The organism is Ruegeria denitrificans, assembly GCF_001458295.1.
Taxonomy (GTDB): Bacteria; Pseudomonadota; Alphaproteobacteria; order Rhodobacterales; family Rhodobacteraceae; genus Ruegeria; species Ruegeria denitrificans.
In genome coordinates, this window is sequence record NZ_CYUD01000009.1 from 127,632 (window position 1) to 141,565 (window position 13,934).

A 13,934-nucleotide genomic window follows, 5' to 3' on the forward strand; every position below is an offset into this window, starting at 1 on the left:
TACCCTCAGACAGGCAAGGAACGAGGGCGAATATGCTGGTAGTGATTTCCCCGGCCAAACGGCTGGACTGGGCAGAACGGGACGTCATCGTCTCGCAACCCGATTTTCAGGACGACGCGATCCGGCTGTCGAAAACCGCCCGTAACCTGACGCTGGGCAATCTGAAAAAACTGATGGACCTCAGCGATGATCTGGCCCGCTTGAACCGCGACCGGTATCGCGCGTTTTCGGATGCGCCGGGTGCTGATCTGACCCGCCCGGCGGCGTTGGCCTTTGCCGGGGACACCTATCAGGGGTTGGAAGCAGCGTCATTGGATTCGGACGAAATGGTCTGGGCGCAGGATCATTTGCGTATCCTGTCCGGGCTTTATGGGGTGTTACGTCCGCTCGACGCGATTCAAGCCTATCGGCTGGAGATGGGCAGCAAGCTGAAAACCCGGCGCGGCAAAAACCTGTATGAATACTGGCGCGATCAGCTGAGCAAGGCGCTGAACGCGCAGGCCGCAGAGGTCGGATCAGACATTCTGGTGAACTGTGCCAGCCAGGAATATTTCGGCGCGGTGGACCTGAAGGCACTGAAACTACGGGTGATCACACCGGTGTTTATGGAAGACAAGGCCGGCAGCCCCAAGATCGTCAGTTTCTTTGCCAAGAAAGCCCGTGGAGCCATGGCGCGCTATATCGTTCAACACCGCCTGACCGATCCCAAAGGCTTGTTGGATTTCGACACTGGCGGTTATGAATACCGGCAAGACCTGTCGGAAGACGACAAACCCGTTTTCGTGCGTCCCTATCAGGCCTGATCCAGCATCGACGGGTCATAAGCGACCAACTCGACCGTGTTGCCTTCGGGATCTTCGGTGAAAATACCGCGCCATCCGATCCAGCCGAACTGTTCAACGCGATAGGATTGGCCGATCGTGTCATACCAGCGCATCACGGCCTGTTGCTCGGCAAAGGGCAGCGAAAGCGCAATGTGATGCAGCGACGAACCGGCCCCGGTTGTGGGCTTTTCATCACCGACCGGGTGCAACCCAGACCTCGGGGCTGCCCTATGGTGAAACAGGGCCAATATTTGCGTGTGTCCATCGAACCCTTCGGCGATGCGGAAAAAGGTGATGGCACTGTTGTGATCTCCGGTCAGGCGTTCCAGCCCGATCACGTCTTCATAAAACGCCACCATTGCGCCCATATCGGCGCAGCGAATGGCAATCTCACCCAATGCACGAGGCTGAAATCCACGGTCTGACATGGGCTTAGCCTAGCCAGCCTGCGCATCTTCGGCAATAACAGGCAGCACCTCCTCGGGTTGGTGATCCAGGATCATCTGGTGGATTTTCCGCTTTTGCAGCGGTTTGGTTAAGTAGTGATCCAGACCGGCCGACAGAATACCCTGATCATCCCCGGCCATCGCATGTGCTGTCAGCGCAACGATGGGCACATGCCGTTTGGTGTCGATCTCGCGCCGCCGAATTTCCGCCGTAGCCTGTTTGCCATCCATCTTGGGCATCGAGATATCCATGAAAATCAGGTCAGGGTCGAATTCCTGATGCTGGTCCACCGCTTCTAGCCCGTTCGCAGCGAATTGCAGTTCAATGTTCAGGGTCTTGACCATCTTTTGCAAAATCAACTGGTTGGTCCGATTGTCCTCGGCCGCCAAAACGCGCATCTTACGTTCGCCATGTGGTTCGGACGAGGCTTTGGGTGCGCTTGACTCTACCTCAGGCGTGGCTGGCAGCTGGCCTAAAGTGGTCAGCCGCGAATACAATTCGGCTCGAGGTATGGGTTTCTGCAACACCCCTTCGATCAGGTGACGCGCGGGATTAGCGTGGATAACACCGGGATTGGCCGACATCACCACCACTGGCAAATCCCCCCAGCCCCGATCTTTCAACGTGGTCGCCAGCTCCAACCCATCCATATCTGGCAAGTCGTGATCACACAGCAGAAGGTCCACACTCTCGTCGACAGCGGCCAGCGCCTCACCGCCGGATGCGCAAACAGTGACCTTTGATCCCAGCCGCCCCAGCTGTTTTGACAGGATGGCGCGGTTCACTGCCAGATCCTCGACCACGACCACGTGACGCAGGCGACCGGCCAGATCGGGTGGTGAGGGTTGCGGGCCTTCGGCGGTCGGCAGCGAAATGCGGAACCCGAAACAAGACCCTTGCCCCGTTTCGCTTTCCACCCAGACCGACCCGCCCATCAACGTGATCAGCCGTTTGGTGATGGCCAGCCCCAGACCCGTACCCTCGAACGCACGGTTTTTCTCATCCTCGACCTGATTGAATTCGCCAAAGATGTGCCCAATCTTATCCTCTTCAATCCCGATGCCGGTATCTTCGATCGCGACGTGAATATCGCAAGTGTTGGAGTCAGCATTCGGCACCCCGGTGACGCGGATCAACACGTGGCCTTCGGTGGTGAATTTCACCGCATTGCCCACCAGATTGGTCAGCACCTGCCGCACACGACCGGGATCGCCTACAAACAGCGTCGGCAGGAACAGGTCATAATCGACCAATAGAGACAGCCCTTTGTCGCGCACGCTGGGTTGCATCAGCATCGCAACCTCAAGAATGCAGCGTTCGAAATCAAACTGTTCGGGGTGCAGGATCAGCTTGTCCGCCTCGATCTTGGAATAGTCCAGTACGTCATTGATAATCACCAGCAACGCCTCGCCCGAGTTGCGGATGGTGTTGAGATACAGGCGCTGTTCCTCATCCAATGGCGTTTCCGCCATCAATTCAGTCATCCCGACTATACCGTTCATCGGGGTCCGGATTTCATGGCTCATATTGGCCAGAAAGGCGGATTTGGCCCGGTTTGCGGCCTCGGCCCGTTCGCGGGCGGCCTGCAATTCGGTTTCATGCCGGACCGTGGCGGTGATGTTCAGGCCCAGGCTGACCACGTCGCCACCATTGCCACGCTGGTCGATCATCTTGAAATATTCTCCGTTCCAAAGTTTGATCACCACTGAATCCGGCTGCGGCTGCGCCCAGCGCGCCAGCATTCGTGCCTGCCAATCGGTCGGAGATTCCACGCCAATGTCGATCAGCCCTTCGTTGGTCAAAATCTCTAGGATGCGCGCATAGGAAATACCCGGCGACACCTCATCCAGCCCGTCAAACAGGCTGAGATAGGCGGCATTGGCTCCGATCAGGTGGCTTTGGTCATCGAAAAAAGCAAACCCGTCCTGAATGGTCTGCATCGAATGCCACAGGCGTCGCTCAGCCACTTCGATCTTGGCATTGGCTTCAGTCAGGTCGGATTTAACCTTTTCGTTTTCACCCCGGACCGTTTCAACTTCGGCCTGGGTTTCACCGATGCGTTTGGTCAAGGCCATTGCATGTAAACCCAGCTTGCGATTCGCCGCTGACAACTCGGCCTGTTTCATCTCCAACAGCCGCTCGGCTGCCAGCCGCGCACGCCGTTCCTGTGCCAGTTTGGTTGCTAAACTCATCGTTGCTGATCCCGGGTAACTTGTGCCCAGCATCCCGACAGAGCGTGAAAAAGTGTTTAAGCGATTGCCCGAACACGGATCCTCGTGCCAGAGTTTTTCAAAACCCGGAGGTCTGCCCATGCTGCGTAAGACATACATGCCCATACTCTGTGCCATCATGTTGGGGTCTCCTGTGATGGCGGATTGCGCCACAGAAACGCAGGTCGACCAATATGTGCAAGACTATCTGACGAACACACCCACCGTGGCCTTGTCCGCAGATGGCACCATGGACGACGCGTTGTGCACTCAGGCCAAGATAGTCCACGCGTTAGAGCCGCATATGGGACCAGTCATTGGTTACAAAGCGGGCCTGACCAGCGCCCCGGCGCAAGAACGCTTCGGCGCGGCTGAACCAGTTCAAGGCGTCCTGTTCCGCGATATGATGTTGGAGGACGGTGCAACGGTGCCAGTCACATGGGGCGCGCGTCCGGTCTTTGAGGCCGATCTGGTGCTGATCGTTGGGGACGTTGGCATCAATCAGGCCACAACGCCGTCCGAAGTCATTGCCCATATCACAGCCATCCGTCCCTTCATCGAACTGCCCGACCTGACCCTGGCCGAAGGGGAGCCAATCACGCCGGTTACCCTGACCGCCATTGGCGTTGCCCCGAAACTCGGCGTGTTAGGCTCTGATATTCCCGTATCCGACCCTGAGGCGATGACGCAGGCGCTGGCGGATATGACTGTCTCGCTCAGCGCCGCAGATGGCGAAGTTCTGGCTCAGGCCCCCGGGGCCGCAGTTCTGGGGCACCCGGCAAACGCGGCCCTATGGCTGATGTCGAAAGGTATCGAGTTTCAACCCGGCGACCTGATCTCGGTGGGGTCTTTTGGCCCGCTAGTGCCACCCGCAAAGGGCAAGGGAGGGGCGTCCGTCACCTATGCAGGCCTGCCTGGCGATCCAACGGTCAGGGTAGTGTTTGAATAATCAGCGTCGCCCTTCGCGCAACCAGCCCGCTAGCAAAAAGCCACCGGCCAACAACAGCACCAGCCAGGGCGGCAACAGCCCGGCCTGAGTGACATCGCGCGTTTCATAAGCATCCCGCGGAGTCAGGCCGATCCAGCCACGCCCGGCCGCCGGACGCCCAGCGCGTACGTTGCGGATCGACGGCAACCCATCTTCCAGTCGAATTGCACCGCCGCGCAGTTCGGCCAGCACAGGCTCCAGCACCACATCAGTGGCAATGGTGCGCTCAAACTCTTTCGGTGCGGCAGGGCCAAGACCAATGACCGCCATCTGCTCGCCTTCCTGAAGACGATAGAGGCCAATCTCGGGCCCGTAGTAGGTCGCCTCGAACCGGCCCGAAGATACCTCATCCAGCGTAATTTCAAGCGTCTCGCCATCGGGACGGGTGATGGTCACCGGTCCGATCTCATCCTCTAGCGACTGACGGATGATGCGCATAATCTGCCCGTTGGCCTCGGCCCACAGGGCCTCTTCTTCCAGCTCGGGCTCTTTCATCATCCAATGGGCCAGACGGCGCAGCAGTTCCAGTTGAGGACCACCACCTTCAAAACCCCGGCTCCACAACCAGGCATGGTCAGACGCCAGCAGCGCCACGCGCCCTTCGCCCACGCGGTCCAGCACCAGCAGGGGGCGTTCATCCACGCCGGTCATCAACAGCTCACCCGTACGGTGGTTGACGTCGATCTGACGCAGCCACGCGCCCCAATCCTCGGAATCCCCCAAATCAGTGGTTACCGGATGGCGGTGCCCCAGGTCGGTGACCATGGGCACGAACCGTTCCTCGATCACCCGCGCGGTGGGCTGTGCAGGCAGGATCGGCGCCAGAGGAGAACGGAAGATGCTGTCGGCACTGGCAAAATCCGGCCCCGCCGCAATCAGAACCGCGCCGCCATCGTTGATGTAGCTGGTGACATTATCCAGATAGATCGCGGGTAGGATGCCGCGCCGCTTGTAGCGGTCGAAAATGATCAGGTCGAAATCGTTGATCTTTTCCAGAAACAGTTCGCGTGTCGGGAAAGCGATCAACGACAACTCATCCACCGGCACACCGTCTTGTTTTTCTGGCGGGCGCAGGATGGTGAAATGCACCAGATCGACCGAGCTGTCGGATTTCAGCAGATTGCGCCATGTCCGCCCGCCAGGATGCGGCTCGCCCGAGACCAGCAGCACCCGCAACCGGTCGCGCACTCCGTTCATCTGGATCAGCGCGGTGTTGTTACGGTCGGTCAACTCGCCCTCGGCTTTGGGCACGGTGAATTGGATGACATTGCGCCCGCCATGCGGCAGCGCGACCGGCATCTCAACATCCACTCCGACAGGAATAGTGAAATGTTCAGGCTCGGCCCCATCTACCGATATTTCAAGCGGCGCGGTGGCCGCCCCGGCAGACACGGCGCCGCTGTCTTCGACCCGAATCGTCAGGGTGACAGGCTCGTCGATAATGGCAAACGCAGGGGCGTTGCGGACGATCAGTCGGCGATCCCAGTCACTTTCGCGCCCGGTCTGCAGCAAATGCATCGGCGCGGGCAGATCGGGGGCCTGATCAACGTCATGTACGATCCCGTCTGACACCACCAGAATACCCGCAATTCGCGCGCGCGGTTCCTCGGCCAGCGCGGCGTTCAATGCGGCCATGAGCTGCGTGCCTTCGTCGCCATCACCGTCGCCCACTTTGATCCGGCGCAATTCGGTGTTGTCGCGGGATTCGATCTCGGCGGCCAGCTCCTCGGCCGCCTGTGCGGTTTGTTCGGCGCGATCCGAAAGGGCCTGACTGGCGCTTTCATCCTCGATCATCAGCACGATATCGGTCAGCGGCGCACGGTCTTCGACCTGATAGACCGGCCCCGCCAGCGCCGCGATCACCACCAGCGCCGCCAGCCCGCGCAAAGCCCAGCCGGACAAGCCGCGCCACAGGGCCAGCAGAACCCCTGCAACCGCAATTGCTGCGACAATGGTCAGAACAGGCCACGGGATCAGGGGATCAAAGATGACAGTTCCAGTCATTGTCCCAACCTGTCCAAAAGCGCAGGCACGTGGACCTGATCCGATTTGTAATTCCCGGTCAGCACATGCATCACCAGATTAACCCCAAAGCGATTGGCCAGCTCGCGCTGACGTTCCCCGGCATAGCCACGCCCGACCGGCAACAAAGCCTGCCCATTGCGGTCAATTGCCCAGGCCCCGGCCCAGTCATTGCCACCGATCACCACAGGGGTGACGTTGTCGTTGAGATTACGGAAGGGCATACCCTCGATCTGTTCCGCATCGACCGGGGCGGCCTCGACCCAGATTTCAGTGCCCGCATAGCGACCCGGAAAATCCTGCAGCAGGTAAAAGGCGCGGGTCAAAACATGGTCGGCCGGAACGGGCTCTAACGCAGGGATATTCAGCGGAGCCGCAAGTTGTTGCAGCTTGCGGCCATTGGGGCTGGAGGCCCCGAAGCGTGCGATATCTGAATCACGTGTGTCGAACAGGATCATACCGCCCGAGCGCAGATAAGCGTTGAGCTTGACGTAAGCTTCAGCTGAAGGCTGCGGCTGATCCGGTGTGATAGGCCAGTAGAGCAGTGGGAAAAACGCCAGTTCATCGCGCTCAAGATCCACCCCAAATGGCTGGGCAGGCTCGACCGACGTGCGATAGAACAGCGTTTGCGACAAGCCACGCAGGCCAGCACCTGCCACATCGTCAACCTGCGCATTTCCGGTCAGCACATGGGCCAGCACCAGTTCATGCGTGGCATTCAGCGCAAATTCGGTGTCCTCAGGCGTTTGCGCCTGCGCCTGCGGCACCAACAGCATAGCCCCCAGAGCAACCGCCGCCGCTTTGGCCAGACCAAGGCGACCGGACAAGGCCAACGAGGCAATCACATCAACCGTCAACAACAACAACGCAAGACTAAGCAGGATACCTCCGATCGGCGTCTCTGAATTTACTTCCTGCCCTTTGATCGGCACATTTGATGGCCAGATCGCCGGAGTAAGAACGGAATCCGATGACAGAACATTCAAAGCCAGCTTCTGCTTACCACTTTCATAAAGGCCAGGCTGTAGATCAGGACCGATTGTGCCCGAGATCAACTCGACCCCATCCACGCCACCCAGATTGCCCGCATCGGACAAGGTGCCAAAGCCGTCCATAACTTGCAGAGGCTCCCACGTGGTGCCTTGCAACTGAGAGTCCTGCCGCGATTTCGCCGCCGAAGCTACGGCCAAACGGTCCAGCATCTCAACAAACAGACCCGAAAGCGGCAGGCTCGACCATTCCGCATCCGCCGTTACGTGGAACAGCACAACCTGACCCAAGCCCAGCGCTTTGCGTGTCACCAACGGTGTCCCATCCGACAGCGACGCAATCACCCGATCTGCCAGATTAGGGTCTGGTTGCGCCATGACCTGCGTTGAGACCGTGACATCGTCCGGCACCTGCAAGCCGTAGAAAGGCGAGTTTTCCGGGAAGGGTGCCAGCCCCTTGGCCTCACCCCAACTCATCGCGCCGCCGACGGAGCGGCCACCGCTGCGCAGGCGTACGGGCAACAATGTGTCCTCGGACTCGCGACCCAGATCGCTGGCGGCCATGCGTGGACCGGCAAAGCGCAGCAATAGCCCGCCCTGTTCCACCCACTCAACCAATGCGATCTTTTCCCCGCCCGACAGTTTTGCCACATCAGCCAGCACGATCACATCCGGGTTGGCCGGCAGAACCTCGGACAACCCCCCATCGATAAAATCTGCCGTGGGGCTCAGAACCTGGGTCAGGTAATGCAACGGCGAGAGCAGTTCCAAACCTTCCCGGTTCAGTGTTCCGGCGATCAGGGCGACCTCGCGTCGGCGCAGGCTGTCATCGGTCAACGTGACAGCACCGGCCGAACGCTGGCCCTGAATCTCGAACCGTGTGATCCGGGCGCGCAGTTCTGATGGCAGCGCCAAGTCCACTTGTACCAGCGTTTCGCCGCTTGAGAATTCCATCTCGACCGATTGCAGGACGCGCATCGCACCGGCGGGATCGCGACCCTGCGCCAGAACGGTGATACGCTCAGCTGGACCCGGCGTCGCACGTTGGGCAGTCAGTTGAATCACCCCGTCCTGATAGGCTGCGGGCAGAATGGCCAGAACAGGCGCGGGGGATTGATAGACCGTCACGTCACCACGCGCCTGCAGGGCGTCCAGAACCCTGTCATGCCCGTCATAGCCCAAACGGTCACTGAACCAATGGGTGTCATAGCTGCCATCCAGTTGGGTCAGAGCCGCCAACGTCTGATCAATCTGCGCTTGCGTAGGCTGCCACGGCACCGGCATCAGTCCCGGCAGACGTCCGCGCCATGCCTCGGCGGCCTGAAACACCGGCGCTTCGGGCGCCGTCAAACGCAGGATCGCCACGGTACGACCGGCGCGTCCGGCCTCGGTCAGTTGCGAGTCGATCTGATCCAACGTCGACGACCACCGGGTCGCCCCCGCCCAGCTGGCATCCAGCACCAGCAGCAGCGGTCCCGATCCGGTCTCGTCCCGGGACGGGTTCAGAACCGGGCCGGCCAAGCCGATGATGATCGCTGCTGCCGCCAACATTCTCAGCAATAACAGCCACCATGGGGTCCGGTCCGAGACACTTTCGTCATCCTTCAATCCCAGCAGCAACGTCACCGCCGGGAATAGGCGACGTATTGGTGCGGGCGGTACGGCGCGCAGGATCAACCACAGGATCGGCAGGGTCAGCAGACCCAGCAGCACCCATGGTGCGGTAAAACCGATGCCCGCCAAAACCGTCATCGCGTGCCCCCGTCCAGCGCACGATAGAGCCACAACAGGGCCGCTTGCGCGCTGTCACCGGTGTGATGCAGGCCCAGCTGCCAACCGGTCGCGCGACACAGCTGCGTCAGCGCATCCTTGCGTTTGGCGAGGCGGTCCAGATAGCGCGCGCGCAGTTCGCCAGCTTTAAGGGTTTCATGACGGACCGATCCGCCGACACTTTCGAAAATGGTCCGACCGCGATAGGGAAACGTTTCTTCCCCCGGATCAAGCACCTGCAACAGAACGCCGCGCACGCCGCGATCGGCGGCTTTGGTCAGGGCCAGTTCGACCTCGTCCAAAGGGCCCAGGAAATCGGAAATGAACACAGCGCGGGCATGAGGGATCATGGCGCGGTGTTCGGGCGGGGAATAATCTGCTTGTGCGTCTTCGGACCACGCCTCAGCCAACCGGATAATCTGCGCGTTGCCACGCCGGGGCGGCAAGGTGGTGCCGGTCAGGCCTACACGCTCACCGCCGCGAACAAGAAGGATGGCCGTGGCCAACCCCAGCAGGCGCGCTCGGTCGGATTTGGTGGGCAGAGACTTGTCGGACGCAAACCGCATCGATGCGCCCTGATCCACCCACAGCATCACCGATTGCGCGATCTGCCATTCCCGTTCGCGCACGAATTGCTGATCCCCGCGCGCCGAGCGTCGGTGGTCGATCATTCGCCGGCTGTCGCCGATCTGTGCCGGCCGGTATTGCCAGAAATCATCGCCAAGACCCGAGCGTCTGCGCCCGTGATCGCCCAGCATTACAGTTCCGGCCAAATGCTCGGCGCGCGCCAACAAGGGCGGCAGCCGAGACGCCTCGGCCTCGGATCTTTCGCGAAGGGTCAGCGCGGCATTCACGCCGCGGCCTCGGTGCGGATCAAACCGGCAGCCGTCGAGTCAATCAGCTCGGCCAGACTATCCCCGCGTGCCCGCGCCGCGAAATTCAGAGCCATCCGGTGGCTGAGCACCGGGCGGGCCATGTCCAGGACATCCTCGGCATTTGGTGCCAGACGCCCGTGCAACATCGCGCGGGCCCGCACCGTCATCATCAGCGCCTGCGCCGCGCGGGGGCCAGGGCCCCAGGCGACCGTTTCAGCGACGCGTTCGGAAACACCCGCTTCTTCGGGGCGGAACGCGCGGACCAGATCGAGGATCAGCTCTACGACCGAATCCCCCACTGGCATACGCCGCAGCAGAACTTGCGCGGCCAGTAATTCGTCCTTGGTGAAAATCTCATACGCGTTGGCTTCTTCGACCCCCGTGGTCGCCAGCAGAATATCACGTTCGGTCTCACGATCCGGGTATTCGACGTCGATCTGCACCAGGAACCGGTCCAGTTGCGCCTCGGGCAGCGGATAGGTGCCCTCTTGTTCAATGGGGTTCTGTGTGGCCAGCACATGAAACGGCTCACCCAACGAGCGATCTTCGCCCGCCACGGTCACAGTGCGTTCCTGCATCGCCTGCAGCAGCGCCGACTGGGTCCTAGGGCTGGCGCGGTTGATCTCATCCGCCATCAGCAACTGACAGAAGATCGGTCCGGAAATGAACCGGAAATGACGGGTGCCGTCATCGGCAGTGTCCAGAACCTCGGACCCCAGAATATCGGCTGGCATCAGGTCGGGCGTGAACTGGATGCGATTTCCATGAAGCCCCATCACTGTCGACAGCGTCTCGACCAACCGCGTCTTACCCAGCCCCGGCAGACCGATCAACAAAGCGTGACCTCCGCACAACAGCGCGGTCAGAGTGAGGTCAACAACCCGTTCCTGTCCGATAAAGCGGCGGGTGATCGAGGCCTTGGCCTCTTGCAGCTTGTTTTCCAGCGCTTCGATCTCGGACACGAGGTCGGCAGGTTCGGTCATGACTTTCCCTTCCGTGGACTATTATGATTGAAGTGTATCGCGCTGAGAGGAAATGGCAAAAGCAATGAGCGGACAAAAACCTGTGACCCCTTCACCTGATGGCTTGGCTGCATCAGTTAACGCCGCCAAATCCAGGGGTTTGCCGCCTGTTCACCTGTGGAATCCTCCGTTTTGCGGCGATCTGGACATCCGGATCGCCAAAGATGGCACATGGAGTTACTTAGGGTCACCCATCAACCGGTTCGAGCTTGTGAAGCTATTTTCCTCAATTCTTAAGAAAGAGGATGGGAAGTATTTTCTGGTGACCCCGGTGGAAAAGGTGGGAATCACCGTCGAAGACGCGCCCTTTGTCGCCGTCGATTTCGATACCGAGGGCGAAAATACGACGCAAAACGTGACCTTTACCACGCAGGTCGGTGACCGGGCGGTGGCCGGGTCGGATCACCCTATCCGCATTGTCATTGACGAAGAAACAGATGAACCGTCACCCTATGTTTTGGTTCGCGCTAATCTTGAGGCACGCATCGACCGCAAAAGTTTTTACCGTCTCGTCGACCTTGCCCAGCATCGTGATGGTTGGTTCGGCGTCTGGTCTGGCGGGCAGTTCTTTCAGCTCATCCGCTCGGAAGATTTGCCGGATTAGGCCGGACGCGCCCGTCGCCGGTCCTGCGCCAGCACGACGGCCAGTGCGACGATACCGGCGCCCAATGCGCGGGTGCTGTTCCACTCTTCTCCCATTACCATCATGATCACCATCACGTAAAACGGCGCGATGTTGATGTGGAAAGAGGTCAGCGCGACACCCAGCTTGCCAATGGATGCTACAAAGAATATCTGGCTCAGACCCATTGAGATCAGCGCATACATTGCCAACATCGCGGCCTGTCGAATGTCTAAACCCGTCGCGGGCATAACATCCAAACCCAACTGCGCAGACACGAACATCAACAACGAGGCCATGACCAACCCGCCCACGAAAGTGATCGTTGTCCGACCCGTCTGGCTCAACTCAGGGAAATCTCGTGCGGTCGCCATGCTGGCCCAACAGAACAGGCCCGTCGAGGCAATGGCAAGGGCCGCACCCAGACCCAGCTGCGCCGGTGCCATGGCACTGGTTGCAATCAGCCCGCCAATGATCGACACCAGTACGCCCAGTGCGAAATTCCACCGCAACCGCCTTGTACCTGCGGCCATCTCCAGCAAGGTCGCCATCAGTGGCGCGCAAGAGGCGATGATCGCAACTGTTACCGGATCGGTCAGTTTCTGCGCCACGATGATTAGGAACATACCTGTCCCCAAGCCGCCCCCACCGACCAGCATCGCCCGCGCCCAGCGCGCGTTCAACACCCGGCGCGGCCCGTCGATCAGCAACCAGATCGGCACCATGACGGCCACCGCCAACGCCAGCCGCGCTGCGAACAAGGCAACCGGTGGCCATGTCTGCAACAGCACCTCAGCCGCCGGAAACCCAGCTGCCCATGTCAGCATGGACGCAACCGCAAGGCCGTTTCCAGACAAGGCGGAATTTCGACCTGCAGACATCGAAACAGCGTTCCCGCGCACGGGGTCAGGGCTCATGGCCATTGTGTTCAGACCTTCTGTTGGCACGGCGCGCTAAAATGATTCGCCGCGATGCTACAAAGCTCTCTCATCCGCAGGGCGCGATCTGGCCGATTTTCGACAATCTGTCGTTTTCAGTCCCCTTTCCCACAAATCGTTGCCCGGGTAAGGTCCGGCCAGCAACTGCCCGAGACCGCCCATGCCCAAATTTGCCGCCAATATTTCACTCCTCTTTGCCGAGCTTCCGTACCTGGAACGTTTTCAGGCGGCGGCTGACGCCGGGTTCAAGGCGGTCGAGATTCTGTTCCCTTATGAGCTGGCCGCAAAGGAAACACGCCGCGCCCTGCTGGCTAACGGGCTGGAACTGGTCCTGATCAACGCACCGCCGCCCAACTACACCGGGGGTGAACCCGGCTATGCCGCGGTTCCGGGGGGGGAAGCACGGTTTCAATCCGATATCCGCCGCGTCTTGCGCTATGCCGAGATTCTGCGGCCGGGGCTGATCCACATCATGTCAGGCTACACTGCAGGTCAGGATGCGCAGGATTGTTTTGTAAGCAACCTGCAATGGGCCGCGGATTTCGCCCCGCAACAGCAGTTCACGATCGAACCGCTGAACCCTGTTTCCCAACCCGGGTACTTTCTGAACGACTACGATCTGGCAATACAAGTACTGGACCACGTGAACCGCCCGAATGTGGGTCTGCAATATGACAGCTTCCACGCCCATATGATCCACGACGACGCGAAGGCCGTCTGGGATCGTTTTCACTCCCGCATCGTCCACGCCCAGATCGGTGCTGCCCCTGATCGGTGCGAGCCGGGACGTGGCCCGACAGATTTCCAGGGCCTGTTTAGCGACATGGACGCCTCGGGCTTTTCCGGTTGGGTCAGCGCCGAATACACATCGTCAACGCCCCAAACACGCAACAGCCTTGGATGGATGCAAGGTTAGCTCTGGCATTTTGACGGAAAATACAGCAAATCAAGGGCATCGCGACCACTAGGACACTTTTCTATGATCCCCGCCCGCTATTCCCGTGCTTTGTTCAGCCTGATCATGTCCGGTCTAATGTCTTGCATGGTGACCGGGATCGCCACCTTCAAGGCCATCGGGCTCTCTCCTACCGCAATCGGCGACTGGATGGCATCCTGGATATTCAGCTGGCCCATCGCCTTCACGGTCATCCTGGTGTTCGGGCCAGCAGTGCAACGGCTGGTAAACCGCCTGGTCAGACCGCAGGACTGACCCGCTGCAAAGAGGGC

The 13,934-nt window shown here is 60.1% G+C and carries 12 protein-coding genes; 5 read left to right on the top strand and 7 right to left on the bottom strand.

Translation table 11 applies throughout. From position 1 onward, the window contains the following. Nucleotides 1-32: 32 nt before the first annotated feature. Entirely contained in the window at nucleotides 33-803 is a 771-nt protein-coding gene (gene yaaA, locus RUE5091_RS14760) for a peroxide stress protein YaaA (RefSeq protein WP_058282696.1), read from the top strand. Here yaaA and RUE5091_RS14765 read toward each other — a convergent pair. Beyond that, on the bottom strand, nucleotides 794-1,252 hold the full coding sequence (locus tag RUE5091_RS14765; RefSeq protein WP_058282697.1) for a VOC family protein: 459 nt from the start codon (nucleotides 1,250-1,252) through the stop codon (nucleotides 794-796). The two genes, yaaA and RUE5091_RS14765, sit on opposite strands and share 10 nt — an antisense overlap. Nucleotides 1,253-1,261: 9 nt before the next feature. After that, nucleotides 1,262-3,463 (bottom strand): response regulator, encoded by a 2,202-nt coding sequence (locus RUE5091_RS14770; RefSeq protein WP_058282804.1) that lies wholly within the window; start codon nucleotides 3,461-3,463, stop codon nucleotides 1,262-1,264. A gap of 118 nt (nucleotides 3,464-3,581) precedes the next feature. Here RUE5091_RS14770 and RUE5091_RS14775 point away from each other — a divergent pair, with 118 nt between their 5' ends. Then, a complete protein-coding gene (locus RUE5091_RS14775; RefSeq protein ID WP_058282698.1) occupies nucleotides 3,582-4,430 on the top strand; it encodes a 2-keto-4-pentenoate hydratase in 849 nt (282 codons plus the stop codon). Here the strand turns inward: RUE5091_RS14775 and RUE5091_RS14780 are convergent, their stop codons facing one another. The 4 genes from RUE5091_RS14780 to RUE5091_RS14795 are packed head-to-tail and all read right to left on the bottom strand — an operon-like array spanning nucleotide 4,431 to nucleotide 11,108. Next, nucleotides 4,431-6,473, bottom strand: coding sequence for a hypothetical protein (locus RUE5091_RS14780; protein ID WP_058282699.1), 2,043 nt, complete (start codon nucleotides 6,471-6,473; stop codon nucleotides 4,431-4,433). Next, entirely contained in the window at nucleotides 6,470-9,232 is a 2,763-nt protein-coding gene (locus tag RUE5091_RS14785; RefSeq protein WP_058282700.1) for a DUF4159 domain-containing protein, read from the bottom strand. The genes RUE5091_RS14780 and RUE5091_RS14785 overlap by 4 nt, the downstream gene beginning before the upstream one ends. Continuing rightward, nucleotides 9,229-10,104 carry a DUF58 domain-containing protein gene (locus RUE5091_RS14790; RefSeq protein WP_058282701.1) on the bottom strand — a complete coding sequence of 292 codons (876 nt, stop codon included), beginning with the start codon at nucleotides 10,102-10,104 and terminating at the stop codon, nucleotides 9,229-9,231. The genes RUE5091_RS14785 and RUE5091_RS14790 overlap by 4 nt, the downstream gene beginning before the upstream one ends. Further along, complete coding sequence (locus RUE5091_RS14795; protein ID WP_058282702.1) at nucleotides 10,101-11,108, bottom strand: AAA family ATPase; 1,008 nt, start codon at nucleotides 11,106-11,108, stop codon at nucleotides 10,101-10,103. Before RUE5091_RS14795 ends, RUE5091_RS14790 begins: the two co-directional genes overlap by 4 nt. 64 nt (nucleotides 11,109-11,172) lie before the next feature. On the opposite strand from RUE5091_RS14795, the gene RUE5091_RS14800 reads away from it, so the two are divergent. Then, entirely contained in the window at nucleotides 11,173-11,751 is a 579-nt protein-coding gene (locus RUE5091_RS14800) for a DUF1285 domain-containing protein (protein WP_058282805.1), read from the top strand. Here the strand turns inward: RUE5091_RS14800 and RUE5091_RS14805 are convergent. Beyond that, complete coding sequence (locus tag RUE5091_RS14805; protein ID WP_243470791.1) at nucleotides 11,748-12,686, bottom strand: DMT family transporter; 939 nt, start codon at nucleotides 12,684-12,686, stop codon at nucleotides 11,748-11,750. The genes RUE5091_RS14800 and RUE5091_RS14805 overlap by 4 nt on opposite strands. A gap of 181 nt (nucleotides 12,687-12,867) precedes the next feature. Between RUE5091_RS14805 and RUE5091_RS14810 the strand changes: the two genes are divergently transcribed. After that, entirely contained in the window at nucleotides 12,868-13,623 is a 756-nt protein-coding gene (locus tag RUE5091_RS14810; protein ID WP_058282703.1) for a hydroxypyruvate isomerase family protein, read from the top strand. A 63-nt stretch (nucleotides 13,624-13,686) separates the two neighbouring features. Beyond that, entirely contained in the window at nucleotides 13,687-13,917 is a 231-nt protein-coding gene (locus RUE5091_RS14815; protein WP_058282704.1) for a DUF2798 domain-containing protein, read from the top strand. Nucleotides 13,918-13,934 lie beyond the last annotated feature (17 nt).